Genomic DNA, 24,278 nt, shown 5'->3' on the forward strand with positions numbered 1-24,278 from the left:
GCCCCTTCCCCCGAACAGCGACACCTGCCATACTGCCCGCAACCACCACGACCAATGAGCAGCTCCCCACATGGCCAACGATCTCCTCTCCCCTTCCGAAACGGAAACCTATGATGCGTCCTCGATCGAGGTCCTGGAGGGACTGGAACCCGTTCGCCAAAGACCGGGCATGTATATCGGCGGCACCGATGAGCGCGCGTTGCACCACCTGGTGGCAGAAATCCTCGACAACTCGATGGACGAAGCGGTGGCCGGCCATGCCAACCGCATCGAAGTCATCCTAAACGCGGACTACTCAGTCACCATCACCGACAACGGCCGTGGTATCCCAATCGACCCACACCCCAAGTTCCCGGACAAATCCGCGCTTGAGGTGATCCTGTGTACCCTTCACGCCGGTGGTAAATTCTCGGGCAAGGCGTACCAGACATCCGGTGGTCTGCACGGCGTGGGTTCGTCTGTGGTGAACGCTCTGTCTGATAGCCTGGTGGTGCAGGTGGCCAAGAACAAAGAGCTGTTCGAACAGCGGTTTTCACGCGGGATCCCACAGGGACCGGTGGAAAAAGTCGGCGCTGCCCCCAACAAACGCGGCACCTTTGTCACCTTCCACGCGGATGAGCAGATCTTTGGCCACCACCGCTTCAAGCCCAAGCGCCTGTTCACTCTGGTCCGTTCCAAGGCCTATCTCTACTCGGGCGTTGAAATCCGCTGGAAATCCGCCATCGACGACGGTGAAACCGCAACCGAGGCCACATTCCACTTCCCCGGCGGTCTCAAAGACTACCTGACCGAGGTGCTGGGAAAATCCTCGATCTATGCCGACGAGCCCTTTGCAGGCAAGGTCGAGTTCCGCGAGAAATTTGGCGAGGCGGGATACGTCGAATGGGCGATCAACTGGACCCCGTCGCGTGACGGTTTCACCCAGTCCTACTGTAACACCGTCCCCACGCCCGAGGGCGGCACCCATGTCACCGGCTTCTGGGCCGCGATCCTCAAGGGCATCAAGGCCTACGGCGAACTGGTCGGCAACAAGAAGGCCAGCCAGATCAACCGCGACGACCTGATGGCGGGCGGCTGTGCGCTGATTTCCTGTTTCATCGCTGACCCTGCATTCGTGGGCCAGACCAAGGACCGCCTGTCGACCGAGGCCGCCAACAAGATGGTGGAAAACTCAGTCCGCGACCACTTCGACAACTGGCTGGCCTCGGATACCAAATCCGCCGGCGCCATCCTTGATTTCCTGGTGCTGCGGGCCGAGGAACGCCTGCGTCGCCGCCAAGAAAAAGAGACCCAGCGTAAGTCAGCCACCAAGAAACTTCGCCTCCCCGGCAAGCTGACCGACTGTACCGCCAAAAACCGTGCTGGCACCGAACTGTTCATCGTCGAGGGGGACTCGGCGGGTGGCTCGGGCAAAGGTGCCCGCAACCGGAAAAATCAGGCGCTATTGCCACTGAAGGGTAAGATCCTCAACGTGCTGGGCGCGGCGTCATCCAAACTCGGCACCAACGCCGAAATTCGCGATCTGTGCGAGGCCTTGGGCGTCGGGCTGGGAACCAAGTTCAACCCCGACGATCTGCGCTATGACAAGATCATCATTATGACCGATGCGGATGTCGACGGTGCCCACATCGCCGCGCTGTTGATGACCTTCTTCTTTACCCAGATGCGCCCGCTGATCGACGGCGGTCATTTGTACCTGGCCTGCCCCCCGCTGTTCCGCCTGACCCAGGGCGCGCGCCGGGTTTATTGCCTGGACGAGGCTGAACGCGACGAATGGCTGGAAAAAGGCCTGGGCGGCAAGGGCAAGATCGATGTCTCCCGCTTCAAGGGTCTTGGTGAAATGGATGCCAAGGACTTGAAAGAGACCACCATGGATCCCACCACCCGCAAACTGATCCGCATCACCATTGACGAGGATGAACCCGGTGAGACCGGTGATTTGGTCGAGCAGCTGATGGGCAAAAAGCCCGAGCTGCGGTTCCAATATATTCAGGAGAACGCGCGGTTTGTGGAGGAGTTGGATGTTTAGAGGAAAAATTCGCTTTCGTATTCGCTGAACAAATCACTACAAGTTCCTTTTAGGAGTTTGACCCTATTCGGATCGGCGTTGGAAGATCTCAACTCCGGTCGTAAGTCCCCGTTAAGCAGTGGTGCTAAATTACGCTTTGCTTTTTCAGACTGATATGCACTCAGGCCGTAGCCAGTTGCGAAAACTTGCCGTCTGAAATTGTAATCAGCCCCCAAGTTTTGGTTAGCTCCTATGAGTTCCATATTTTGTTGAGCAAACCCAAAGCCCAAGAAAACTAGTGATTTTGAGCGCTTCACTGCTTCTTGTATTCTGAACTCCACCTCTGCATCACGGCTTTCCATGAAAGTACGAATACGATCCGCCTTCCTAAGGGCTTTTTCTAAGTTTTCTATACCACCAAAATCAACGTTTAGATCCGTCTCAACCTCCCACGGAAGATCGCCGATCTTACCATATGGATGGATAATATTCATTCTCGACAGCAGTTTTGCCGCTTCAGAGTGTCCAAGATCGTCAAAAGCACTAAACGCGTGAAAAAGAAAATGCTCTACACAACGATCGTAGTTGAAGATTATCAAATTGGTACGAGACAATCTTTCTTCCAACTCCCCTACCTCGATTTGACCGCGTAGGCACCGGAAAAATGGGACCAACCAAGTTTCTCTCAAAGCGGAAAAATTGAGGCTTCGTCTCCTTGAGCTTTCAGGACTATACAGCGGATTATTTCGAACTCCCCCAGCTTCATCACCTTGCCCCTTTGCAGCTAATTGATTGCGTTCATAATATAAAATTGAAGCAACAATAGCCCTCTTTCCAATTTTGATTAACCTTTCGTCATTCTGCTCCCTTAGGAAGTTATCAATGCTTTTTGACAACCACAGAGAACTCCCGATCTTAAAGAGATGATCATCTACAGGTTCGTCGTCATAAAACAGGCCGGCGTCCCGGTTTTGGATAGAAATCTCAGACGCATGGCGAAGTTCTCGAACTACTTCATCAAATTCACTAAATTCAAATATACCACTGTCGGCGTCCACACCAAGGCAAAGTTCGGAAATGACCGAAATCAATTGGTCACCAGTAGGCATCCCAAAATCCACACTAGCTCCGGCCCCAATAATAAAAGTTGTATTGTCCATGATCTGCTTTTTGTTGTTAGTACCCCTCCCTAAACAACTAAAAGGGCAGCCAGGAAAAGGCCAGTACGGGAACCATTTTTTTCAGATAAAAAACCCCTTTTGTTCACACTCAACATAAGGCCCACGCCTGACCTTGGGGAGGTGCGAATGCGCCTTCCCGGGGGGAAGGTCAGGCGCGGGCCGTGAGGCTATGCCTTACGTCCCCAAAGGAGAATGCCCGGAAAATCTGGAATTTTATTTACGCCGCCCGGTTTCTGGGGCTCCGCCCGTTCTCACTTCAAACAATCTCCCAGATTGTTTGCCGCTGCGCGGACCAGTTCGAACTCTACAACTTTCCAAACGCCACCCCGCGCCAGACCCAACCATATGTGGTCACCGCCTCTTGCAGCGGCGCCTTCATCTCTTTGCTGTCAAAGTGATAGTTGTAGATCTCACCGGGCCGCAGCTCCTCGGTGAACCCATAGGCGCGGCCGAATGAGACCTCTTTCTTTTGTCCGCGAAAGGCTGAGGCTGAAAACGACAGCTCCGGCACCCCGGCACGCCAGCTGATGGTGTAATCCTGATCCACCGCCCGCACCTCGCACTTGTCCACGTCCAGCCGCATCTTGATCTGCGCCGCCCGCTCCAATCCCGCCTTGGCAAACACCTCAACCCATTTGGTATCCACAATCTTCCACTCGGCTACAATGTCACAACTGCCATCTGTGCAGTCCGCCACACTAAACGGCGCCGTGTCGCGGTTCACCGCCAATATAGCCGCCCGCACATCCTCAGCAGAGGCCGCCGCCACCCCGTCGGCTGGCTTTTTTGTTCCGGTCAACCAATCAAACAAACCCATAAATCACCTCATACACAGAAACAGTGCCATCAAAGCAGGTTGCCGCCAAATTGGCAAAAGTGGGGTGTTGCGCACCCAGCGTACGCCCTGCTTGGGCTATCTTAACCCGGTGATGCCATAACCCTCCCGTCGCGACACCGGCCCGGTTTGGCATCCGGACCAATACCCAGGAGACCTCGGCCCCCTCAGACCACCACCAACCAGGTGCAGGGGGACCCATGGCGCATATGGCCAGCCGTCCCTGCAATGGGGCAACCGGCCCCGATCCTCCGCCCCAGGCGGTACCGCCCTCTTTACCTAAGGCCCAACACCAAAACACGATGACCTGACAACCCCGTGAGCCCGCTTGCCCCGCTGCCCCGCCTGTCCCTAGGCTGACACCAAGCAAACGCGGGGCCCTTTATGATGTTCATTGCCGACAACCAACTGCTGCTGATCCTGCTCTGCTTTGCGCTTGGCGGGCTGGGCACCCTGTTCCTGTTCCGCCATCCTGCAGGCCATCGCGCCTGGAAACTGGCAGATCTGGTCTGGGTGGTGCTGGGTGGCTTTGGTGCGCTGGTGGCGGTGATCACCGGTATCTATGCCGCTGACAGCTCGCGGCTGGAACGCCAGATCGACATCGCCTATGCCGCCACCGCCGCCTTTGACCGCGACGCCGCACGGTTCCGCCTGCGGTTCTGTGATCCGGCCTATGACGCCGACATCGCCGCCCTGTGCGACAAGATCGAATTCCTCTCTGCCTCCACCGCCAGCAACGCCGACCTACCGCTGTTTCTGGCCGTGACGGATGAGGTCGCACCACTGCGCAGCCTAGGATTTCTGCTGGGTCAGCGCAGTTCGATGGACGATATGAAAGAGATGAGCGCCAAGGCGGATGCCTTTGATCCCACTGCATTTCTGGTTTTCACCGCGCTGGATGACACCACCCAAACCGCCGTAGACAATATGCGCCGCAAAGTCCCCGCCATTGCTGGCGATTTCCTGATCCTAGCCCGCGCCTATGACGAGCTGATCATCCATGTCACCCAGCTAAAACGCGAATGGGAGGTACTGCAGGACAACGCGCCAATCCTGATCCTTCAGATCCTCGCCCTCTGCCTGCTCAGCTTTGCAGCACCCTTTCGTTTGGGCAAATCCCTGGTAGAGCTCTACCGGCCAGCCCGCTAAGCTGTTGCAAAATCAGGGGGCCTCCATGCGCACATTTGACGATATCTACGCCATTTCCGCCGACCGCCACGGCGGCGCCGACGCGCTTGAGGCCAAGCTGATCAAGCCCACCCCCAACATCACCGCCCTGTCCGAGGACCGCTGGCTGGCAGTGATGACCAAATGCATCTTTCAGGCTGGATTTAACTGGAAGGTGATCGAGGCCAAATGGGACGGATTTGAAACCGCATTCAACGGATTCGACGTCGGCCGCTGCGCTTTTATGGATGACGAGAAATTCGACGCCCTGCTGGGCGACACATCCATCGTCCGCAATGGCACCAAGATTGCAACAGTGCGCGATAACGCCGCATTCCTGCTGGAACTGCGCGATGAGGGCGGTGTGGGTCAGGTGCTGGGTGACTGGCCCTCGGACGATTACATCGGTCTACTGGAGATGCTCAAGAAACGCGGCAGCCGGTTGGGGGCAATGACCGGGCAATATGCCATGCGCTTTGCCGGGCGCGATGCCTTTATCCTGTCACGCGATGTCACCGCAAGGCTGATTTCCGAAGGGGTGATCGACAAACCCGCCACCACTAAAACCGCTATGCGCGCGGTTCAGGGCGCGTTTAACAGCTGGATGGATCAATCTGGCCGCGGCTTGACCGAAATCAGCCGGGTGCTGGCCTTTAGCTGCTGATGCGCCTGGTGGATATATTTTCACCATTGCCGCGCAGTATCGGTTGTCACACTCGGCCAAGCCCGGCTAACCTAGCCTTATGATCCTGCGCGCTTTTCTGATCCTGATATTCGTCGCCTCCTGTGGGCGCCCCCTGACCGAAAGCGAGCGGGCCTTTGCTGCCCAAATCCACGGCGACACCCTGAACATGGACCGCGTGCGCCTGGTGCGCGGCGCCCCGGTGGGATCGGTCACCTTTCGCCGTCAACCCCGCCCGCGCCTGGCCTGCCGTGAACGCATCCTGCCACCAGTCAAAGACGAAATCGTCACCGCCTCCCCCGCCGCCTTGGCGGTTTTCAACAAAATCTTTTTCACCAAAGAGTGGTACGCCGAGGATTTCACGCCGGACTACCCAGGGCAGCTCTATCTGGTCGAGGCCATGTTGCTCGCCCACGAGCTGACCCATGTCTGGCAATGGCAAAACCGCAAGACCACAGGGTACCACCCCCTGCGCGCCGCTGCCGAACATGGCAATCGTACTGACCCTTATTTGTTTGACCTGCAGTCGGACGCTGATTTTCTCAGTTTTGGCTACGAACAGCAGGGCTCAATTGTCGAGGAATATGTCTGTTGCCGCGCACTTGCCCCCAAAGCGCAACGCACCCGCCGCCTGCATGACATGATCGGTGCGGTGATGCCGGTGACAGATCTGCCGCAAAGCCGCGAAGATGATCTGTATCTGCCCTGGGACGGCCTCCAAGTGCGCGGGATCTGTGATTAGCGGCTGACACCACTTGCACATTTCCGCCCCCTGTCGCAGAAATCCACCACCAAAAGCCGGAGAGCACAATGACCCACTACGCCCTGATCATGCTTGCCGCAGGTGTCGGCATCCCGGTTCTAGCCGCACTTAACGCGGGGCTAGGGCAATACATCGGCTCGCCAATGGCCGCAGGCGTGGTGCTCTTTGCGGTTGCTTTCACTGCTGCACTCTTGACCTATTTCCTGCTTGGCCCGCATACCCTGATGCAGGTCACCAGCGCGCCCAAGCACCTGCTGCTGGCTGGGCTGCTGGTTGCATTCTACGTGCTGTCCATCACCCATGTTGCGCCACATTTCGGCGTCGGCAACGCGGTGTTCTTTGTGCTGCTTGGCCAATTGTTTAGCGCCGCCGCGATTGATCACTTTGGCCTGTTCGGAGCCCAGGTCAGCCCGCTGACCCTAACCCGTGCTGCAGGGGTATCAGTGATGGCGGTGGGGGTCTGGATTACCCAATTGGCCTAAAGTTCAACACCAACCAGTTCGGCATATTTGGCCCCAACGGCACCCAAGAAACCGTAGATTTAAACCCAAGCCCAATTTTCGCGGAGTACATTATATGAAATGGCCATGGAACACTCCGGACCCAGTCACGGACTACAAAATTTACACCACGGCAAATGACATCGAAATTTCCGGAGATGCCCTTGCTCGGTCTTTGCCGCCAGAAGATAGAAAAGTCTGGGACGAGCAAATTCGGAACTATGAAAATGCAGTGGGAGCGATCAGGACCCAAGCATCATTCGACGGCATGAAACTTGTAGACAGCGCCCTCCAAAACAACAGTTTTGTCCCATCCAAAACCGCCGTTTCAATTGTCGTTGATCACTCGGGGTCTCTCAAAGGCCAACGCGCAATCCTTGCCTGCCTGTTGGTTGAATTGCTGGCTGATTTTCTAGGGCGGCTTGGAGTTCGCTATGAAATTTTGGGGTTCACCACAGCTGAATGGCAGGGCGGGACATCCAGGCGACGGTGGTTGAACGCGGGCCGCCCCCGAAACCCGGGCCGTCTCAATGATATCTTGCATATTGAATACCGGGCAGCACAGGCCACATCCCCGGGTGCGCCCCATGCCATTTATAACCTGCTGAGACAGGATGTTTTGAAAGAGAACATCGACGGAGAGGCTCTATTCTGGGCATCCGAGCGTCTTAAACATCTTGATGCTGATAGGAACCTAATTCTGATGCTTTCGGATGGGGTACCGGTTGATGATTCAACGCTCAATGAAAACGGGCCACGCTACCTGTGGAACCACCTCGAATCCGTCATTCAAGATGTGCAGAACACGCCGGGGTTTTCTGTCGCCGGTATTGGCATCGATCACGACGTCAGCAACCTTTACCAAAACAGCCTGACTGTGAACCGTCTGGATCGACTGCACTCAGATGTACTGCCTTTTGCAAAAGATCAGATCACACAAATGCTATCAATCACATGAGAGCTAAGCCTTTGTGTGTTGCTCAAACCTATCCGCAAACAGCGCCATGCAATGGGTGCTGTCAAACTGGCCGTCGATGAAAATATCATCCTTCATCGTGCCCTCCAGCTGGAAACCCATTTTTTCGTACAGCCCAATCGCCACTGTGTTCGTGGCATGAACCAGCAGTTCTATTCTGATCATCTCTTGCCGGAACGGCCTCTTGGATCACAGTGTGCAACAGCCTGCGCCCGACCCCCTTTGAGCGATAGTCCGGCAGCAGCCCCATCCCCAAAACTCCAACGTGGCGACTGATCGGTCTTTCCTTGCGGATGATATCACTCCACCCCACCACACGGCTTCCATCCATGGCCACAAAATGCGGCTTGTTCTCGACAATGTTGTTTTCAACAAACGCACGAACACAATCCAGCGAAGGTGCCTCGGTAGTAGCGAGGTATTTTCGCTCTTTCGCAACCACGTCAACACAGGCATGAAACCCTTCGATGTGGGACTTGGTGATGGGCGAAATTTCAATGTTCATAAGAAATACCAAAATAAAATCGAGCTTGGGTCAGGCCAGAAAGCACCTGCATCCAGAATTCCCCAATCCTGTCACGCAGTGCCTGTACTGTCTACGCTTCAGTGCCGATCTCGATATCTAGCCTTTACCCTCGGAATATCGGCGCATCCCGGCGGGTAATATGCCGCCCTCAGGGCAATCGCCACAGCTAACGCGTTGCCAGTAAAACAAGGCTAAAGATCACTCCACAATACGGTACCAAAACAGGCACTGTGAAATGATCACCCGCGACGTCAGATCGCCGCTTCAGCATGATCAGTGCCAGGTTCACGCAGACAAATACCCCCAGCACAATCTGCGATGTCCATTCTGCCAGCCGCTCGATTGGAAAAAACAACGCAAGGCTCAGGATGCAGACGGTCACAAATCCGGTTGCCACACTGGGGGTGCGGGTTTTGGCGGTCAGATGGGCAAATGCAGCTGGGAACTGCCCACGGTCCGCCATCCCATAAAGCACCCGTGACGACATGATCATCTGGATCAACACACCATTAACGGTGGCAACAATGGCAACGGCTGCAAAGCCCACCTGTATCATCTTGGGTGCATTGGCAAAAACCAGTGTCAGCGGCGCGGATGATCCCGCCAGCACGTCAGTCGGGACTGCAACCAGAACTGCGATACAGGTCGCTACATACAGCGCTGTGGCCACCACCAGCGTGATCAGGATCGCCCGCGGAATAACCCGGCGTGGTTCCTCAACCTCCTCGGCGACATTCACCATGTCCTCGAATCCGATGAAGGCAAAGAAGGCCAACAGCGAGGCCCCGATGACGCCGCCCCAGTTGCCAGTCTCAAGGCTCGGCAGCAGCTCCGCCGCCGTAGCTCCCTGTTTCTCAGCCACGCCAAGCCCCCAGACGATGACAAACACAAGACCCAGAATTTCAATTACTGTAACCACCGCCGCAGCCGTCACAGACTGGGTGATCCCCCACCAAGCCAGCAAGCCCATGGCTGTCACAATGGCAACAATCAGCGTAGGGGACGGCAGCCCCGTCAATCCCCCCAGATAACCCGACGCCCCAACCGAGATCGCAGCCGCCGAAACCATACCCGAACAGGCCACCAACACCCCCACCAGCGTCGCAATCTCAGGCCGTTTGAACCCCGCCTCGACATAAGCCGCCTCGCCTGCGCTGACCGGAAACCGTGTCGCCAGCTCGGCATAGGAAAAGGCGGTAAAACTGACCACAAAGGCCGACAATAAAAAGGCCACCCAGGCCAGCGGCCCGGCCTGTGCCACCGTCGCGCCGATCAGCACATAGATGCCAGCCCCCACGGTGACGCCCAATCCGTACAGGGTCAGCAAAGGCAGTGTCAGCGCCCGTTTCAGCGTCGGTGCCGCCTGCACCTGATTATCAGCGGCAATGATACGGTCAGAACTCATGGCAAAGCCTCTATCGACATCTCTCTTGCCGACATCGTAGCGCAATTCGCACCCTGGAAAATTGAGCTATGACAATAGACACGGTTCAATTGAGGGGGAGGACAACCCAAACCAGCTGAACCCAAATCCGCACATTCAATCGCTGGTGTCGCCCTCTAAGCTCACCGAAACATTTAGCTTGTTGCCATCCAGATCCCGCACATAGGCACCGTAGTAGTCGGGGTGATATGCCCGTGGCCCAGGCGCGCCCTCATCCGTACCACCACAGTCGAGCGCTGCCGCATGAAAGGCCCGGACTGAGGCCGCATCCGGCGCATAAAACATCACTTGCGTGCCATTGCCACATGTCGCGGGTTCACCATCAAAGGGCAGCAAAACAAACAGGCTGATCCGCCCATCCGCCCCCGCATAGCCCCGCTCGCGCGGCTCAGACAACACGCAGCGCATGCCGATTGTGGCCAGAACCGCGTCATAGAACACTTGTGCCGCCTCGATGTCATTGGTGCCGATGCAAACGCCAGACAGCATGATGTCCCTTTCTTTTTCACTTTAACCAGTAACGGCTATTCAATCCGTCACAACAAGTCATCCCGCAAGTGTACTTGGGATCATCTCCAGTCCACCGATTACCTGATCACCTCGACAGAGTATTGAGATTGGTGCAATAACCAAGTCATCATACAACCCACGGGATAACATATTTAGATGAGCCAGCCACTTACCGAAAGCGAAAGGGAGCTATCCCTAGCCATCATTCCCTGGCTCGCACATGAAATGATCTCGCGGCTTGGTCACGATACGCCCTCTCCTGATCTGTTATGTGATCAAGCCCAGACCAATTTTGAAATGGGGTGTGATGCGCTTGAAACTGTGGGGATTCTCACGCCCGAGGACGACTATTGGCGGGTGGTGAAAAGGTCTTTCGACGGTCTGGAGTTGCCTGTTAATTTTGGCCGCAAGGGGCTGGACCTCTTTCTGGATGCCGTAGCTTGCCATGCTTCTTATGTCGAAGACCTGTATCGACATAGCGATATCATTAGCCCCAGCACCCCAGCTTTGAAACAGGTCTGCGACGCGATGGTGCGGTGCGACTATATGAGCCCCCTAACCAAAAACACCTATCAGTGGACGGATGATATGGGCCCGTGGCTTGTGCGGCATAGTGCGTGGCATCTGACCGACTTCGAAGTTGCACCAGACGCCGAGATAGACGCAGCGCTGGACAAAATTCCCCCAGAACTAAGAGAACGCTTATCTGGGGAGACCTTTCAACCCGAATTTGTACGTTTCTTGTTTGCGCGTTGGACTGGTGATGGATGGTCGGACCAAGTCGAGTGGTGCAACATACCACATGACGATTGGGACCTACCGCTTGCCGCAGGCCTCTACATGCGCCTGCATGGAGGGGACGAAACACCCTAGCTGGGTGACCTGCTGCATTGGTTCATTGGTGGCGAACGTCAGTTTATCTCCACCCCATTGTCCTTGCTTCAACATTCGATCCTGACGCATTGCGTAATCTAAACAAAAAGGCCCGCTTAGGCTGCCCCCTGCTTGATCTTCAGCTCTGGCGGCTGGCTCGTAACAACATCTATTGAATGGTCTAATGTATTGATCTGATAATGAACCAACGGGCCGGGATACGCGGCGCTTGCCCATGTCGACCGCCGCACAAAATCCAAAAAGTGGGACTTACTGTAAATGCGTATCCGATTGCCAACAAACACTTCGTCGTCGTTGTTTTGAACAAAGGTCTCAGCCGTGACTGCATAGGCAACATAATTTGCAAACCCAAAGATTGCGATGTCACTTTCGGGTGTCGCCTCGATCGCTTTGACATCCTCGATTGGCCCGACGTTAAAAGTCTTATCGCCCACCCCAGCAGTCGTAACACTAATTTCCACATACTGGCCTACCACTTTATCAATCTGCTCGGTCAACAGATATTGGCAGGTCTCAAATGGCTGTATTCTCGGATCCGAAACATCCGTAAATTCTTTCATTGAAAATACTTATCCGCAAATGGCGGGTGATCTCAAACCGTCACCAACACCCCATTTTCCAGCTTCACCATCCGGTCCATCCGGGCCGCCAACTCCAGATTATGTGTAGCAATCAACGCTGACATACCATTGCCTGCCACCAGCTCCATCAGCGCGCCAAACACCTGGTCCGATGTTCCCGGGTCCAGGTTGCCGGTCGGCTCATCTGCCAACAACACCTTGGGGCTGTTCGCCATCGCCCGACAGAACGCGACACGTTGCTGCTCGCCCCCTGACAACGCCGCGGGACGATGCCCGGCACGGGCCTCCAGACCAACCCGAGTGAGCAGGTCCATCGCCCGTGCCATCGCTGCCCTCTCGCCAATCCCATTGGCCAGCTGCGGCAATATGATGTTTTCGGCAGCGGTAAATTCCGGCAGCAAGTGGTGGAACTGGTAGATAAACCCCACATCCCGGCGGCGGGTCACGGTGCGGCGGCGGTCGCTTTTGCCGGTCAGCTCAGCTCCACCCAGCTGCACTGTGCCCTCGTTTGGGGTATCCAGCAGCCCGGCGATATGCAGCAGGGTGGATTTGCCCGCCCCCGAGGGCGCCACTAGTGCCACCACCTCGCCTGCTTTCAGTTGCAGTTCAGCGCCACGCAGCACATCCACCTGCCCCGGCTTACCCCGGTTATAGGATTTCACAATCCCGTTCAGTTCCAGCATCATCTTACTCATAGCGCAGCGCCTCAACCGGGTTCATCCGGGCCGCACGGCGCGCCGGGAAATAGGTGATAAACCAGCTCAGCCCCATGCTCATCAGGGCCGAGGCGACGACGTCGCCGGTGGTCACAACCGCCGAGGGGAAGAAGAAGCCGTTGGCCTCCAGATCGCGCACACCGCTGCCGGTGACCCAATCGACAAAGCCATAGACACTGTCGATATTGGCGGCAAAGACCACGCCCAGGATCACGCCAAACAGCGTGCCCATGGTGCCAACCGAAGCCCCGCACAGGAAAAACACCCGCAACACCGATCCCTGGCTTAGCCCCATGGTACGCAGGATGCCAATATCGCGGCCCTTGTTTTTCACCAGCATGATCAAGCCCGACACGATGTTCAGCGCCGCAATCAACACCAGGATCGACAGCACGATAAAGATCGCATTGTCCTGCATTTTCAGCGCCTGGATCATGCCGCCCGCGCGGTCTTCCCAAGTGCTGACATAGGCGCGCTCATTGCTGTTGCGCAGCAAGGGCAGCACCATCTGTCGCACCTCTTGCGGGCGATCCAGCCGCAGATCCACCTGATCCACCGCGCCCTCGCGGTTAAAGAAACTCTGTGCCTCAGCCAGTGGCAGGTAAAGGCGGCTTTGGTCTACAAAACCTTGGCCGGAGGAAAAGATATAGACCACCTCATAGGCTTTGACCCGGGGTGAGGTCCCCATGGCAGTTTTGACGCCATTGGGCGAGATCAGCTTGATCTTGTCCCCCACCGTCACCCCCAGTTGACGCGCCATCATCGCACCGATGGCGGCACCTTTCTCAAAGTCAGCCAGATCACCGATGGCCTCGTCCGAGACGGCAATTTTGGGGTAGTTCTGCAGGTCCTCTGCTCCGATGCCAAAAACATCCACCGGCACATTACGGCCACGATAACTGCCCATCACTTGTCCGCGGATCAGCGGCGAGGCCAGCGTCACACCGGGCATTTCGCTCAGCCGCTGTACCAACTCGTCATAGTCGCGGATCAGATGATCCACCGGAATTTCAGCCGTAAAATCGCGACGATAGTGGATTTCCGCATGGGCATTGGCCCCCAGCATGGTCTGCACAATGTCCGACCGCAGCCCTTCGCGCACCGCCAATGTGGCCACCAGCGCAAAAACGGCCAGAGTGATGCCGATCAGGCTGATCCAGGTCATCACCGACACACCGCCATCGGCGCGGCGGGCGCGTAAATAGCGCCAGGCAATCATCCATTCGAAACGTGCAAAGGGTGGTGGTGTGCTGGCCATTTTGGCTCCTGCCCGAAAATTTTCCGCCAAAATGAGGGGTTGCAACGGTGGGGTCAAGGCAAGGCGTTGCAATCAGGCGGATTTCCTCCCTCTGTCAGTGACGTAGACAAGCCAGATCACCCGCGCTAGGTCTCAGCAACACAAATTTGAGCGCGAATGCCATAAATGAAATTGTTTCGTCACATCCTGATCTTAGGGGCCAGCCTGCTTGTCCTCCCTAAGATTTCCTTTGCGGAACCTCGCTTCACTGTCGACGTGAAAATTTCATCGAGTAGTCAGATTGTTATCTGCTCAGATGAAATCGATCCCTTTGCCACTGGGCTATTTGACGAAATTCTAAAACGCCATCACAGAACATTCATAAGCCAAATCAATCAAACACCAAAAGAAACAGACAAAGGAACTGCTTTTACCATATTTAGACCCCAGCTCTATAGCCATACATTTGAACAGGATCGGCCGACGGTATTTTTTATGACCGAAGATCAGGCTTTTGCTGGTGGCTGCACTCCTCTTCCCCAAGATCTGTCAGTAGATCTCGTCAGGGTCATTTCTGAGCAACAAAAAATTGAGCAGGACTTGTCGATGTTGGTAGCCGACTATCGGCAAGTCGTTGCAAACAGCATCTGCCAACCAAGGTTTGATCCTGAAAGTGAAACGGGGAATTTTCAGGTCATTGTGTACAGAGCATCAATGGGACAGGACATTTCACTCAAGTCCTGTCTTGATACCTTCCTTTTGAACCTTGAATTTCATGAGCCAACATTCTGGGAAGAATTCGATCCCTTTGATGCTAAATCGTATAAACGGCTACCAGGTTACTTGCAGGAGCAGACAGTGACTGTCCCTCCGGTGGGCGATTGATTTTTCCCAGCTCAGCTCTTGCAGATTGGGACGTTTAGGCCGCCGAACTGTCTTGCGCGGTAAACCCCCAACCCAATGGACAGGCCTGGGTCAAACGGTCGGCCACCATATTGCGCAGGTCCTGCATAGCAGCGATGCGAGCGTCAATCTCATCCAGCTTGCCCTGCAACATCTCGGCCACCTGTTCGCCGCTCATCGCGCCCTGCATATCCCGCATCAGCGCGCCAATCTCGGCCAGTGAAAACCCCATGCTCTGCCCCTGACGGATCAGGTTCACCACATCCTCGGTGCCCTCGGGAAAGTCTCGATAGCCATTGGGCCAGCGGTCAGCCCGGATCAGCCCCTGTTTTTCATACATGCGCAGCGTGTCACAGCTTACCTTGCAGCGTTTTGCCAAATCTCCAATCCGCATGACATTTCTCCTTGACCCTGGACTTAAGTCCAAGGTTTACAAGCATCCGCATTCGCAGATCAACAAGGAAGTGACGAATGCTCTCCCAATCCCAATTTCACCGCCTGTATCGAATTTCAGCCTGGTATGACCTGCTGATCACCTGGCCCTATGCTACGCCACTGACGCTGGCGATGATGTGGCAGATGATGGGGAGCGCCCATGCCATTTCAGGTCTTAGCCCCCTGCCCGATCTCAGCCCCTATGCCATTGTGTTTGGCAACTTCTTTGGCACTATCGTCATTCTGTGGTCGGTGCTGCGATTGAAACTGAATGATCCACAATTGGCCCGCTGGGACGCGGTGGGCCGTTGGCTGTTTTCGGCCTGGATGGTCAACGCTCTGCTGAACGGTGCCAGCCCGCTGGTCGGCATCTTCTTAGCGCTAGAGCTCACCTTTGCCGTGCTGCAATCGCTGCCGATCCGGCGTGTGTCAGTGGCGTAAACTTCCCCCCAAAAGCTGGCCCGGACAGTTCTGCCTATCCGGGCCTAGATCGTAAATTATCCTCACCCAATAGTGCGTTCCAAAAACCAGATCTTGGACACAATTTTCCAGCCGTCCGAACCTTTTACAAGGCCAAGATGGTCCTGATAGATCTTCTCACGGGCGCGGATGCGGATTTTGACCGTGGCGCATTTCGGCGACAGCCAGTCCACCAACAGGATCTCACTTTCCGGCGATTGACCCAAATTCGACGGAGAGTTTGGCTCGTTCAATCCTACGTCCCGAATAAACAGAGCAATCGGCTCGGCAAAAATCTCACCACTCTCTGCATCAAACAGGCTCGACTTTTCGTGAAACACCGCGTTCAGCCGGTCCGGGTCACAGTAGTACAGCCCGTCAAAATAGGTCTGTACGGCGGCAAAGAGATCTGGGTCTTGAACCATGTTTGGTATCCTTCTAATGATATGACGTAATTCGACGATACGGTGAAATAATGCCACATCAGATCATGCCAAACCCCGTGCAAAAAGCGCCAATCTCAGACCGGACCTCTCTTACGCCCCCCCGTGTTGTGGCGCTGATCTATGATGGGTTATGTACATTTGAATACGGCATTGTCGCCGAGGTGTTTGGTCTGAGCCGTCCCGAGTTGACTGGTGAGCTATTTCAGTTTTCATCCGTACAAACCGAGGGCAAACACAGCGCAGCGGCGGGTGGATTGATCGTTCAGGCCACCGGAGGCCAGCAGGATCTGGCTCAGGCAGACATTGTTGTGGTGCCGGGATGGCGTGGCAAGGATGCGCCTGTTCCGGTAGAGACATGTAAGTTGATCCAACAGGCCCATGCCCGTGGTGCAACGCTGTTTTCAATATGCTCAGGCATCTATGTGCTGGCAGCGGCAGGCGTGCTGAATGGGCACAGCGCCACCACTCACTGGCGCTATATTGATGATTTTGCGCGGAAATACCCCGATGTCACCCTACGCCCCAACGAGCTATACGTAGACGAAGGCAACATCATCACATCAGCTGGAAGCTCAGCCGGGATTGACGCTTCGGTGCATATTGTACGCAACCATTACGGGGCCGAGATTGCCAATTCAGTGGCCCGACGTTTGGTGATGCACGGGCACCGCCACGGCGGACAGGCGCAATTCATAGAACAACCTGTCGCCAAATCTGGAGCTCCGCACCGCCTGTCTGACATGATGGATCAGGTCCGCAATACTCTGGCGGACCCGCACCGCATTTCCAGCATGGCGCAGTTGGCGGGCATGTCACCGCGCACCTTTCAACGCCAGTTTCAGAACCATGTGGGCCTGCCCGCCATGCAATGGCTCGCACGTGAACGCGTGACACGGGCCTCTCAGTTACTGGAAACCACAACCCAGTCCGTTGACGTGATCAGTCAGACCGTGGGTTTCGACAGCGCCGACAGGCTACGCTATCACTTTCGCAGTTTTTTGGATGTGTCTCCGGCGGATTACAGGAAGAGTTTTCACCGGACGGGATAAGACCCTTCCCCGCAGCTCCGGCGGCGGGTTAGTTGAGCCAGCCTCTCTCGCGGTAGTACCTGATCGCGCCGGGATGTAGCGGTGCGACTAGGCCATCGCGGATCATTCTCGAAGGCTGCAGATCATACCAAACTGGGTTCTGATTGCGCATTTCATCTACGTTCTGGAATGTCGCTTTGACAAATTCATAGACAACCTGTTCAGGCACATCTGCGCTGGACAAAACCGTGGCATTATAACCAAAAGACTCAGTTGATGCTCCCACGCCATCGTAGATGCCACCGGGAATGGTTGTATGGCTCAGTTCTCTGGCGCCTTTTACCAGCTTGTCAACGCGTTTCCCACTCATGCTCACCAACGTAACACTACAGCCTTTGGAGATCTTCTGAACCAAACCGGACGGGCTGGCACCGATGAGGACCAAGGCGTCAATCTGCCCCCCACACAGAGCCTTACCCCAGTGCCCAGATTTGACCGATCTGCCGGTGGGGAATTCAGCCTTGGGAACGTTGTGCATTTTTAGAAGTGTTTCGAACAAACTGCGGCTCACCCACCCCGGTTCAATCCGCTTGCCTGCCCAACTCCCAGGGCTTGTTACCCCTGCATCTTGTCTGGCGACGACAATGACCGGCTCGCCGTAAAGTGCAAACACCGACCTGAGGTTTTTGTCCGGTCCCACTGCAGCAAACTCAGCAGCACCGTTCAATGCATCCTTAGCCCAATCTGATCTGGCGACTATGAAATCGAACTTCCCCTGTCTGATTTTAGGGAAGTTTTCTTGAGCACCCATCGTGTTTTTTGCTTTGCAGTTGATATCTGATGGCGCGCTGTTGACGAAGCCACACAGGGCTTCACCTGCCCGGTAGTAGACACCGGCCTTACCGCCGGTCCCAATGACGATCCTTGAATCCTTTGCCTCTGCGGTGATCGCCGCACAGCTCAACCCCAAGGTCAGACCAACAGATGCGATTCTAAGTAACTTTGTCGGGAGATTCCCGCTAAGCGCTTTCTTCAAAAACATATTCAAATCCTATTATTTCAAACACCTATCTATGCATCCCTCCGATGAAATCAATCCAAACGGAAAGATCCAATTCCGCAGTGTCTGTCGACAATGGGCGTTGCACCACGCGAATAAAAGAGGGCAGATCTTGCGATCTACCCTTCTCTCAATTCAGATTATCCCAAGCCTTAAAACCCGCGGCTGGTCATGTGCGGCGCGTAGATCTCGACGACTTTCTTCACGGCCTCTTCCGGGCTTAGCTCAACGCTTTCGCCAGTGCGGCGCGAGGTGAGTTCGACCACACCATTTTTCAGGCCACGTGGGCCAACGGTGATGCGCCATGGCAGACCGATCAGATCCATGGTGGCAAACTTGCCGCCCGCGCGTTCTTTGCGGTCGTCATACAGGGGTTCCAGACCCGCGGCGGTCATTGCTGCATAGATCTGGTTACAGGCCGCATCGGCCTCGTCGTCGCCCTGTTTCAGGTTGACGATACCACAGTGGAATGGGGTGACGCCTTCGGGCCAGATAATACCCTTGTCGTCGTGGCTGGCCTCGATGATCGCACCCAGCAGACGCGACACGCCGATCCCGTGTGAGCCCATGTGGACCGGAGTTGGTCTGCCATCCGGCCCCTGCACTGTGGCGCCCATAGATTCGGAATACTTGGTACCGAAATAGAAGATCTGGCCAACCTCGATACCCCGCGCAGTGCGGCGGCGCTCTTCTGGAACCTCGTTGAACAACGCCTCATCATGGGTTTCGTCTGTGCGGGCGTATTTGGTTGTGAACTCTTCCAGCACCCCATGACACTGCTCGACACTGTCATAGTCGATGTCACGGTCACCAAAGCTCAGATCGGTGACGTCGCTGTCATAGAAGACCTCGGATTCACCGGTATCGGCCAGCACCAGGAATTCGTGGGTGTAGTCGCCGCCAATTGGGCCACCGTCAGCGCGCATCGGTATCGCCTGCAAACCCATACGTTCGTAGGACCGCAGGTAGCTGACTAGGTGACGGTTATAGGCGTGCAGCGCGTCCTCTTTGGTGAGGTCGAAATTATAGCCATCTTTCATGTAGAATTCACGGCCACGCATCACGCCGAAACGCGGACGGACCTCGTCGCGGAATTTCCACTGGATGTGGTACAGCGTCAGCGGCAGGTCTTTGTAGCTGTTGACGTGGCCACGGAAGATATCGGTGATCAGCTCTTCGTTGGTGGGACCATAGAGCATATCACGGCCATGGCGGTCACTGATACGCAGCATTTCCTTGCCATAGTCATCATACCGGCCGGACTCTTTCCACAGGTCAGCCGACTGAATAGTTGGCATCAGCATTGGCACGTGACCGGCGCGCATCTGTTCGTCATGCACGATGGTTTCGATCTTTTTCAGAACCTTGAAGCCCAGCGGCAACCAGGAATAAATCCCAGCCGAGGATTGCTTGATCATCCCGGCGCGCAGCATCAGCCGGTGGCTGACAATCTGGGCCTCGGATGGGGTCTCTTTCAGAACAGGCAGAAAATAGCGGGACAGGCGCATGACGGTCTCAATCTCAGATAGGGTTCCGAAACCCTCTAAGCCATAGCTGCGTCACAGGCAATCAAGCATTACCCTTACCCCATTTAAATGGCACAACTCGGTGAATTAGCGGCGAAGACATCTGGCATAAGCTGAATCGGCATCATTACGGCGGAAGCATTAGCGCAACCAAGAAACGCCTTTCCGTTTATCGGTTGCGTCTGCTGGTTGATGGGATTGGACCGCCATTGTATATCATGTTCTGTCAGTGAATTCCCAACCTCATTGTTAGTGAAAGCGATCAGTTTTTGGCGGAAAAATTCAACCATTATGAGGAAGCTCGGGAACTTGCTCGAATACTTGCAGGAACCGAACTTCAAAACTTCGGTTCAGAACTGATTTCCGCCATGGAGAACGGAGCAACTGGAACCGAGACCTTCTTCTCGATGAGGTCAGTTGTGCAAGCCTTACTCAGGGAACCTGAATGTAAAGGACACACTAAAAGGAAAGCTAATATACTTCTGAAAATGATAGAAATCGCGATTTCCTAGATTTCCGCCTTTTCGCACGGCTGCCACCAACTAATCTGCGTAAGATTGGTTGATTATTCTTCTGGAATCCGGCAACACGACAAGGGTGCATGCGGCTGTTGCATCAACAAAAACTGGTTTTAAACAAATAGTTCGCTCAAGATGAGGCTGCATCATGGCATTACCGGCAAAAAAGCAGATGAGTTACTGGGGCATTGCGGCCCTTGTCTTTGCAGTTGTGCTGTGGGCGCTGGGTGATGTGTTGCTGCCTTTTGTATTGGGCGGCGCGGTGGCCTATCTGATTGATCCCATTGCCGACCGGCTTGAGCGGTTGGGGCTAAGCCGCGCGGGAGCCACGGCGGTGATCACGGTGGGGTCGGTGGTGGTATTTCTGGTGCTGCTGTTGGTGGTGGTGCCAACGCTGATCTTTCAATTGATCGAACTGGTGCAGGTGCTGCCTGAGTTGTTCCGGGATGCCCGCGCCTTTGCTTTTGAGAAGTTCCCGTCACTGTTTGACGAGAAAAGCCAGATGCACCAGACTATTACCACCCTGTTCGACTCGCTCAAGAGCCATTGGGTTGGGGTGCTGGAAACCGTGCTTGGCTCGGCCGTGTCGCTTCTCAACGTGGTGATCTTGATCGTTATTGTGCCGGTGGTGTCGATATACCTGCTGTTAGACTGGGACCGGATGACCGCACGTATTGGCGAGCTGCTGCCCCGCGATCACGCAAAAACCATCAGCCGGTTGGCGGGTGAGATCGACGCGGTGCTGGCCTCGTTTATTCGCGGCATGGGCACGGTCTGTTTGATCCTGGGCACTTATTACGCTGTCTCCTTGATGCTGGTGGGGCTGAACTTTGGCCTGGCCGTTGGTTTCATTGCGGGCCTGGTCACATTCATCCCCTATCTGGGCGCGCTGATTGGCGGCGCACTGGCCATCGGGTTGGCGCTGTTTCAGTTCTGGGGGGATTGGTATTCCATTGGCGCGGTTGCGGTCATCTTTGCCATTGGTCAGGTGATCGAAGGCAACGTGCTGACGCCCAAACTGGTGGGCAATTCGGTTGGTTTGCACCCGGTTTGGCTGCTGTTGGCGCTGTCTGTTTTTGGGTCCCTATTCGGGTTTGTCGGCATGTTGGTAGCAGTTCCCATGGCCGCAGCCCTAGGTGTGGTTGCACGTTTCTTTACCGAGCAGTATCTGGAAAGCCGACTATACCAAGGCCAAGACCACCAGGACGCCGAGTAACATGCCCAAACAGCTAAGCTTTGATCTCCCCGCTAAACCGGCGCTGGGACGGGATGATTTCTTTGTTGCCCCCTCAAACGCTATGGCGGTGGCGATGCTCGACAGCAGCTTTACCTGGCCTAGCGGTAAGCTAGTGCTAAGCGGCCCGCGCGGCGCGGGCAAAACCCACCTGGTGCATGTTTGGGCCAGCCAGTCCGGTGCGCGCATTATTAATGCCAAGGACCTAACCGAGGACATGGTGCCAGAGCTAGCGCAAGGCTCAATAGCCGTCGAAGACGTCCCCGAGATTGCCCGCCGCCCTGATCAACAGAACGCCCTGTTTCACCTGCACAACATGGTGTTAGCCAATGGTCATGCGCTGATGCTGACCGGTGGAGCAGCCCCAAACCTCTGGGGCCTGTCCCTGCTCGACCTGCAAAGCCGGGTGCAGGCAGCGACCCATGTGGCGCTTGAGGCACCTGACGATGCGTTGCTCACCGTGGTGTTGGCAAAACTGTTCAATGATCGACAAATTATGCCCAAGCCAGATGTCATCCCCTATCTGGTGGCCCATATGGATCGCTCCTTCGAAGCCGCAGCGCAGATTGTTAAACAGATGGATGAAATCTCGTTGGCCGAGGGCCATACCCTGTCGCGGCCGCTGGCGATCCGACTGTTGTCACAAAATCAATATGAAATGAGCCTAGAAACGGATCCAAAGGATGATTGACCAGCGCCTGCTGATCTTACATCCTACCGCCAAGACGACCTGGGGAAGATCATGAACGTGAAACCGGATCCTGCTGCTGCCGAGTGGGGGCCCTTTGAGCGCCCGCTGTTTGAAGATCCCGGAGCCCGTGCGCTGTCGCGGGTTGGCGTGGTGGATGTCGGGTCAAACTCGGTCCGGATGGTGGTATTTGACGGCGCAGCCCGCAGCCCGGCCTATTTCTACAACGAAAAAATCATGTGTGCCCTGGGCGCTGGCCTGTCGGAAACCGGCAAGCTGCACCCCAAGGGACGCCTGCGCGCCTTGTCAGCACTGAAGCGGTTTCAACATCTGGCCAAGGGCATGGGGCTACCTCCGCTGAGTGTGGTGGCCACAGCTGCTGTGCGCGACGCCAGCGACGGGCCGGACTTCTGTGCCGAAGTTCTGAATGAAACCGGGCTAAAAATCTGGGTGATTGATGGCCGTGAAGAGGCGCGCCTTTCGGCGCAGGGTGTGTTGCTGGGATGGCCCGGCTCATATGGGTTGATCTGCGACATTGGTGGCTCTTCAATGGAGCTGGCTGAGCTGCAAGACGGCCGGGTTGGCAAACGTGTCACCTCGTCTCTCGGGCCGCTGAAACTGCGGGATATCCCTGGCGGACGTAAGGGCCGCAAAGCGCATATCAAAGAAGTCATCGCCCAGCTAAAGGATGAGATGGGCCCACAAAAGGACCGACTGTTCCTGGTCGGTGGTAGTTGGCGGGCCATTGCCCGTGTCGACATGGAGCGGCGTGGCTATCCACTGAAGGTGCTGCATGAATATCGGATGACCGCGCAAAGTGTGCGTGACACCATCAAATACATCGAGAGCAACGACATCGAAGAGATCCGCACCGCCTGCGGCCTGTCCACGGCTCGGATGTCACTGGTGCCCTATGCTGTTGATGTGCTGGCCCGGCTGGTACGAACCTTCAAACCCAAAGACATTGCGATCTCGAGCTATGGTATCCGCGAGGGCATGTTGTATGAGCAAATGCCGCAACGTCTGCGCAAACGGGATCCGCTGGTGGAATCCTGCCGCTTTGCCGAGGCCAAGGATGCCCGCATGCCTGGCTTTGGCAAAACGCTGTATCATTTTGTTTTGCCGCTGTTCAAATCTAACCCAGACGCCACCAAGCGCCTGCTCAAGGCCGCCTGCCTGCTGCATGATGTCAGCTGGCGCGCGCATCCCGACTACCGGGCCGAGGTCTGTTTTGACAACGCCACCCGCGCCAATCTGGGAGGGCTGAAGCATTCAGAGCGGGTGTTCCTGGGGTTGGCGCTGTTGCATCGTTACCGCAACAAGCGCCAAGGCACCGCCTTTGAAAACCTGTATGAATTGCTGGACGAAAACGGCAAAAAAGAAGCTGAGATTCTGGGCAAAGCGATGCGGTTTGGGGCCATGTTGATGGTGTCAAAAGATGGCGACATAGGCAGTCTGAAGTGGCAACCGCGCAAAAAGCACCTGCGCCTACGCCTGCCTGCATCCGTTGCCCCGCTTTACGGCGAGGTCGCCGAGGCGCGGTTCAAATCACTGGCGCGATCGCTCAAGGCGGAAACCACCGTTGAGTTCCGAGACTGATCAGAGGTCGGTGGTGCCACTCTCTTCGGGCTGCGCCTCAGTTTCATCTGCGGGTTTGCGGCGGATGATGATGTCACCGTTGGGCAGGATCTCGGGCATCTCGTAAACACTCCAATCCTCAACCTGGCTGGCGATATCGGCCAGCGCAGGCCCCATTTCAGCCAGGAACTCTTGCATGGCTGGCCCAACCAGCTCGGCCATGGCCTGAAAATCATCCAGTGCCGGCGCCATTTCCTCGCGCAGACCTTCAAAGAACAGCTCAAACCCCTGTTCCATCAGGCTGGGATCTTCGCCGGTGTCCTGAGCAATAGCGGGCATGGCGGTAAAAGTGACAAACGTGAGGGGCAATAACTGTTTCATGA

Annotated in this window: 27 protein-coding genes; 13 read left to right on the forward strand and 14 right to left on the reverse strand. The window is 55.7% G+C overall.

Annotated elements, in window-relative coordinates:
* The first annotated feature begins 70 nt into the window (after positions 1 to 70).
* Complete coding sequence (parE, locus tag AC2T28_RS09900; protein ID WP_486748805.1) at positions 71 to 2,029, forward strand: DNA topoisomerase IV subunit B; 1,959 nt, start codon at positions 71 to 73, stop codon at positions 2,027 to 2,029.
* Here the strand turns inward: parE and AC2T28_RS09905 are convergent.
* The 3 genes from AC2T28_RS09905 to AC2T28_RS09915 all read right to left on the reverse strand — a co-directional run bounded on the left by AC2T28_RS09905 (position 2,026) and on the right by AC2T28_RS09915 (position 4,226).
* Entirely contained in the window at positions 2,026 to 3,168 is a 1,143-nt protein-coding gene (locus AC2T28_RS09905; RefSeq protein WP_486748806.1) for a hypothetical protein, read from the reverse strand. The two genes, parE and AC2T28_RS09905, sit on opposite strands and share 4 nt — an antisense overlap.
* A 325-nt stretch (positions 3,169 to 3,493) precedes the next feature.
* The gene (locus AC2T28_RS09910) at positions 3,494 to 4,006 is read right to left on the reverse strand and encodes a hypothetical protein (protein WP_486748807.1); all 513 of its coding nucleotides are present in this window, start codon (positions 4,004 to 4,006) and stop codon (positions 3,494 to 3,496) included.
* Positions 3,993 to 4,226: a hypothetical protein gene (locus tag AC2T28_RS09915; protein WP_486748808.1), complete on the reverse strand. Its 234-nt coding sequence runs from the start codon at positions 4,224 to 4,226 to the stop codon at positions 3,993 to 3,995. Before AC2T28_RS09915 ends, AC2T28_RS09910 begins: the two co-directional genes overlap by 14 nt.
* 182 nt (positions 4,227 to 4,408) lie before the next feature.
* On the opposite strand from AC2T28_RS09915, the gene AC2T28_RS09920 reads away from it, so the two are divergent.
* The 5 genes from AC2T28_RS09920 (at position 4,409) to AC2T28_RS09940 (ending at position 8,094) form a co-directional block, all read left to right on the forward strand.
* Positions 4,409 to 5,173, forward strand: coding sequence for a hypothetical protein (locus tag AC2T28_RS09920; protein WP_486748809.1), 765 nt, complete (start codon positions 4,409 to 4,411; stop codon positions 5,171 to 5,173).
* Positions 5,174 to 5,198: 25 nt separating this feature from the next.
* The gene (locus tag AC2T28_RS09925; protein WP_486748810.1) at positions 5,199 to 5,855 is read left to right on the forward strand and encodes a DNA-3-methyladenine glycosylase I; all 657 of its coding nucleotides are present in this window, start codon (positions 5,199 to 5,201) and stop codon (positions 5,853 to 5,855) included.
* Positions 5,856 to 5,934: 79 nt separating this feature from the next.
* A complete protein-coding gene (locus AC2T28_RS09930) occupies positions 5,935 to 6,615 on the forward strand; it encodes a hypothetical protein (protein WP_486748811.1) in 681 nt (226 codons plus the stop codon).
* Between the two features lie 68 nt (positions 6,616 to 6,683).
* A complete protein-coding gene (locus AC2T28_RS09935) occupies positions 6,684 to 7,118 on the forward strand; it encodes a DMT family transporter (RefSeq protein WP_486748812.1) in 435 nt (144 codons plus the stop codon).
* Between the two features lie 94 nt (positions 7,119 to 7,212).
* The gene (locus tag AC2T28_RS09940) at positions 7,213 to 8,094 is read left to right on the forward strand and encodes a cobaltochelatase CobT-related protein (RefSeq protein WP_486748813.1); all 882 of its coding nucleotides are present in this window, start codon (positions 7,213 to 7,215) and stop codon (positions 8,092 to 8,094) included.
* Positions 8,095 to 8,179: 85 nt separating this feature from the next.
* Here the strand turns inward: AC2T28_RS09940 and AC2T28_RS09945 are convergent, their stop codons facing one another.
* The 3 genes from AC2T28_RS09945 to AC2T28_RS09955 all read right to left on the reverse strand — a co-directional run bounded on the left by AC2T28_RS09945 (position 8,180) and on the right by AC2T28_RS09955 (position 10,571).
* A complete protein-coding gene (locus AC2T28_RS09945; protein WP_486748814.1) occupies positions 8,180 to 8,617 on the reverse strand; it encodes a GNAT family N-acetyltransferase in 438 nt (145 codons plus the stop codon).
* 187 nt (positions 8,618 to 8,804) lie between these two features.
* Positions 8,805 to 10,043, reverse strand: a complete 1,239-nt coding sequence (locus tag AC2T28_RS09950; protein WP_486748815.1) for an APC family permease — start codon at positions 10,041 to 10,043, stop codon at positions 8,805 to 8,807.
* Between the two features lie 135 nt (positions 10,044 to 10,178).
* A complete protein-coding gene (locus AC2T28_RS09955) occupies positions 10,179 to 10,571 on the reverse strand; it encodes a VOC family protein (protein WP_486748816.1) in 393 nt (130 codons plus the stop codon).
* A gap of 177 nt (positions 10,572 to 10,748) precedes the next feature.
* Here AC2T28_RS09955 and AC2T28_RS09960 point away from each other — a divergent pair, with 177 nt between their 5' ends.
* Complete coding sequence (locus AC2T28_RS09960; RefSeq protein ID WP_486748817.1) at positions 10,749 to 11,465, forward strand: hypothetical protein; 717 nt, start codon at positions 10,749 to 10,751, stop codon at positions 11,463 to 11,465.
* Between the two features lie 116 nt (positions 11,466 to 11,581).
* Here the strand turns inward: AC2T28_RS09960 and AC2T28_RS09965 are convergent, their stop codons facing one another.
* The 3 genes from AC2T28_RS09965 to AC2T28_RS09975 are packed head-to-tail and all read right to left on the reverse strand — an operon-like array spanning position 11,582 to position 14,041.
* Entirely contained in the window at positions 11,582 to 12,046 is a 465-nt protein-coding gene (locus AC2T28_RS09965; protein ID WP_486748818.1) for a hypothetical protein, read from the reverse strand.
* Positions 12,047 to 12,078: 32 nt separating this feature from the next.
* On the reverse strand, positions 12,079 to 12,762 hold the full coding sequence (locus AC2T28_RS09970) for an ABC transporter ATP-binding protein (RefSeq protein WP_486748819.1): 684 nt from the start codon (positions 12,760 to 12,762) through the stop codon (positions 12,079 to 12,081).
* Positions 12,755 to 14,041, reverse strand: coding sequence for an ABC transporter permease (locus tag AC2T28_RS09975; protein ID WP_486748820.1), 1,287 nt, complete (start codon positions 14,039 to 14,041; stop codon positions 12,755 to 12,757). Before AC2T28_RS09975 ends, AC2T28_RS09970 begins: the two co-directional genes overlap by 8 nt.
* Positions 14,042 to 14,206: 165 nt before the next feature.
* Here AC2T28_RS09975 and AC2T28_RS09980 point away from each other — a divergent pair, with 165 nt between their 5' ends.
* Complete coding sequence (locus AC2T28_RS09980; protein ID WP_486748821.1) at positions 14,207 to 14,905, forward strand: hypothetical protein; 699 nt, start codon at positions 14,207 to 14,209, stop codon at positions 14,903 to 14,905.
* A gap of 34 nt (positions 14,906 to 14,939) precedes the next feature.
* Here AC2T28_RS09980 and AC2T28_RS09985 read toward each other — a convergent pair whose 3' ends face one another.
* Positions 14,940 to 15,317: a MerR family DNA-binding protein gene (locus tag AC2T28_RS09985; protein ID WP_486748822.1), complete on the reverse strand. Its 378-nt coding sequence runs from the start codon at positions 15,315 to 15,317 to the stop codon at positions 14,940 to 14,942.
* A 77-nt stretch (positions 15,318 to 15,394) separates the two neighbouring features.
* On the opposite strand from AC2T28_RS09985, the gene AC2T28_RS09990 reads away from it, so the two are divergent.
* Positions 15,395 to 15,799: a hypothetical protein gene (locus AC2T28_RS09990; protein WP_486748823.1), complete on the forward strand. Its 405-nt coding sequence runs from the start codon at positions 15,395 to 15,397 to the stop codon at positions 15,797 to 15,799.
* Between the two features lie 62 nt (positions 15,800 to 15,861).
* On the opposite strand, the gene AC2T28_RS09995 is transcribed toward AC2T28_RS09990, so the two are convergent.
* Positions 15,862 to 16,242, reverse strand: a complete 381-nt coding sequence (locus AC2T28_RS09995; protein ID WP_486748824.1) for a nuclear transport factor 2 family protein — start codon at positions 16,240 to 16,242, stop codon at positions 15,862 to 15,864.
* A gap of 50 nt (positions 16,243 to 16,292) precedes the next feature.
* Here AC2T28_RS09995 and ftrA point away from each other — a divergent pair, with 50 nt between their 5' ends.
* Positions 16,293 to 17,312, forward strand: coding sequence for a transcriptional regulator FtrA (gene ftrA / locus AC2T28_RS10000; RefSeq protein ID WP_486748825.1), 1,020 nt, complete (start codon positions 16,293 to 16,295; stop codon positions 17,310 to 17,312).
* A gap of 28 nt (positions 17,313 to 17,340) precedes the next feature.
* Here ftrA and AC2T28_RS10005 read toward each other — a convergent pair whose 3' ends face one another.
* Positions 17,341 to 18,333, reverse strand: coding sequence for a TAXI family TRAP transporter solute-binding subunit (locus AC2T28_RS10005; RefSeq protein WP_486748826.1), 993 nt, complete (start codon positions 18,331 to 18,333; stop codon positions 17,341 to 17,343).
* Between the two features lie 170 nt (positions 18,334 to 18,503).
* Complete coding sequence (proS, locus tag AC2T28_RS10010; protein WP_486748827.1) at positions 18,504 to 19,859, reverse strand: proline--tRNA ligase; 1,356 nt, start codon at positions 19,857 to 19,859, stop codon at positions 18,504 to 18,506.
* A gap of 684 nt (positions 19,860 to 20,543) precedes the next feature.
* Between proS and AC2T28_RS10015 the strand changes: the two genes are divergently transcribed.
* Genes AC2T28_RS10015 through AC2T28_RS10025 form a run of 3 tightly spaced genes read left to right on the forward strand, consistent with a single transcriptional unit; the run spans position 20,544 to position 23,916 of the window.
* Entirely contained in the window at positions 20,544 to 21,611 is a 1,068-nt protein-coding gene (locus AC2T28_RS10015) for an AI-2E family transporter (RefSeq protein WP_486748828.1), read from the forward strand.
* A 1-nt stretch (position 21,612) separates the two neighbouring features.
* Positions 21,613 to 22,320, forward strand: coding sequence for a P-loop NTPase family protein (locus tag AC2T28_RS10020; RefSeq protein WP_486748829.1), 708 nt, complete (start codon positions 21,613 to 21,615; stop codon positions 22,318 to 22,320).
* Positions 22,321 to 22,371: 51 nt separating this feature from the next.
* Positions 22,372 to 23,916: a Ppx/GppA family phosphatase gene (locus AC2T28_RS10025; RefSeq protein ID WP_486748830.1), complete on the forward strand. Its 1,545-nt coding sequence runs from the start codon at positions 22,372 to 22,374 to the stop codon at positions 23,914 to 23,916.
* Here the strand turns inward: AC2T28_RS10025 and AC2T28_RS10030 are convergent, their stop codons facing one another.
* Positions 23,917 to 24,276, reverse strand: coding sequence for a hypothetical protein (locus AC2T28_RS10030; RefSeq protein WP_486748831.1), 360 nt, complete (start codon positions 24,274 to 24,276; stop codon positions 23,917 to 23,919).
* Positions 24,277 to 24,278: the final 2 nt, after the last annotated feature.

The organism is Parasedimentitalea nitratireducens, assembly GCF_057444295.1.

Excerpts from the sequence above, each read along its gene's own strand:
- AC2T28_RS09935 (WP_486748812.1), top strand. The coding sequence starts at position 6,684 with ATGACCCACTACGCCCTGATCATGCTTGCCGCAGGTGTCGGCATCCCG.
- AC2T28_RS09960 (WP_486748817.1), top strand. The coding sequence starts at position 10,749 with ATGAGCCAGCCACTTACCGAAAGCGAAAGGGAGCTATCCCTAGCCATC.
- AC2T28_RS10005 (WP_486748826.1), bottom strand. The coding sequence starts at position 18,333 with ATGTTTTTGAAGAAAGCGCTTAGCGGGAATCTCCCGACAAAGTTACTT.
- AC2T28_RS09985 (WP_486748822.1), bottom strand. The coding sequence starts at position 15,317 with ATGCGGATTGGAGATTTGGCAAAACGCTGCAAGGTAAGCTGTGACACG.
- AC2T28_RS09990 (WP_486748823.1), top strand. The coding sequence starts at position 15,395 with ATGCTCTCCCAATCCCAATTTCACCGCCTGTATCGAATTTCAGCCTGG.
- AC2T28_RS10030 (WP_486748831.1), bottom strand. The coding sequence starts at position 24,276 with ATGAAACAGTTATTGCCCCTCACGTTTGTCACTTTTACCGCCATGCCC.
- AC2T28_RS09930 (WP_486748811.1), top strand. The coding sequence starts at position 5,935 with ATGATCCTGCGCGCTTTTCTGATCCTGATATTCGTCGCCTCCTGTGGG.
- proS (WP_486748827.1), bottom strand. The coding sequence starts at position 19,859 with ATGCGCCTGTCCCGCTATTTTCTGCCTGTTCTGAAAGAGACCCCATCC.
- AC2T28_RS09995 (WP_486748824.1), bottom strand. The coding sequence starts at position 16,242 with ATGGTTCAAGACCCAGATCTCTTTGCCGCCGTACAGACCTATTTTGAC.
- AC2T28_RS09970 (WP_486748819.1), bottom strand. The coding sequence starts at position 12,762 with ATGAGTAAGATGATGCTGGAACTGAACGGGATTGTGAAATCCTATAAC.
- AC2T28_RS09925 (WP_486748810.1), top strand. The coding sequence starts at position 5,199 with ATGCGCACATTTGACGATATCTACGCCATTTCCGCCGACCGCCACGGC.
- AC2T28_RS10015 (WP_486748828.1), top strand. The coding sequence starts at position 20,544 with ATGGCATTACCGGCAAAAAAGCAGATGAGTTACTGGGGCATTGCGGCC.
- AC2T28_RS09915 (WP_486748808.1), bottom strand. The coding sequence starts at position 4,226 with ATGGGTCCCCCTGCACCTGGTTGGTGGTGGTCTGAGGGGGCCGAGGTC.
- AC2T28_RS09920 (WP_486748809.1), top strand. The coding sequence starts at position 4,409 with ATGATGTTCATTGCCGACAACCAACTGCTGCTGATCCTGCTCTGCTTT.
- AC2T28_RS09980 (WP_486748821.1), top strand. The coding sequence starts at position 14,207 with ATGAAATTGTTTCGTCACATCCTGATCTTAGGGGCCAGCCTGCTTGTC.
- AC2T28_RS09945 (WP_486748814.1), bottom strand. The coding sequence starts at position 8,617 with ATGAACATTGAAATTTCGCCCATCACCAAGTCCCACATCGAAGGGTTT.
- AC2T28_RS10025 (WP_486748830.1), top strand. The coding sequence starts at position 22,372 with ATGAACGTGAAACCGGATCCTGCTGCTGCCGAGTGGGGGCCCTTTGAG.
- AC2T28_RS10020 (WP_486748829.1), top strand. The coding sequence starts at position 21,613 with ATGCCCAAACAGCTAAGCTTTGATCTCCCCGCTAAACCGGCGCTGGGA.
- AC2T28_RS09965 (WP_486748818.1), bottom strand. The coding sequence starts at position 12,046 with ATGAAAGAATTTACGGATGTTTCGGATCCGAGAATACAGCCATTTGAG.
- AC2T28_RS09955 (WP_486748816.1), bottom strand. The coding sequence starts at position 10,571 with ATGCTGTCTGGCGTTTGCATCGGCACCAATGACATCGAGGCGGCACAA.
- ftrA (WP_486748825.1), top strand. The coding sequence starts at position 16,293 with ATGCCACATCAGATCATGCCAAACCCCGTGCAAAAAGCGCCAATCTCA.
- AC2T28_RS09940 (WP_486748813.1), top strand. The coding sequence starts at position 7,213 with ATGAAATGGCCATGGAACACTCCGGACCCAGTCACGGACTACAAAATT.
- parE (WP_486748805.1), top strand. The coding sequence starts at position 71 with ATGGCCAACGATCTCCTCTCCCCTTCCGAAACGGAAACCTATGATGCG.
- AC2T28_RS09905 (WP_486748806.1), bottom strand. The coding sequence starts at position 3,168 with ATGGACAATACAACTTTTATTATTGGGGCCGGAGCTAGTGTGGATTTT.
- AC2T28_RS09950 (WP_486748815.1), bottom strand. The coding sequence starts at position 10,043 with ATGAGTTCTGACCGTATCATTGCCGCTGATAATCAGGTGCAGGCGGCA.
- AC2T28_RS09910 (WP_486748807.1), bottom strand. The coding sequence starts at position 4,006 with ATGGGTTTGTTTGATTGGTTGACCGGAACAAAAAAGCCAGCCGACGGG.
- AC2T28_RS09975 (WP_486748820.1), bottom strand. The coding sequence starts at position 14,041 with ATGGCCAGCACACCACCACCCTTTGCACGTTTCGAATGGATGATTGCC.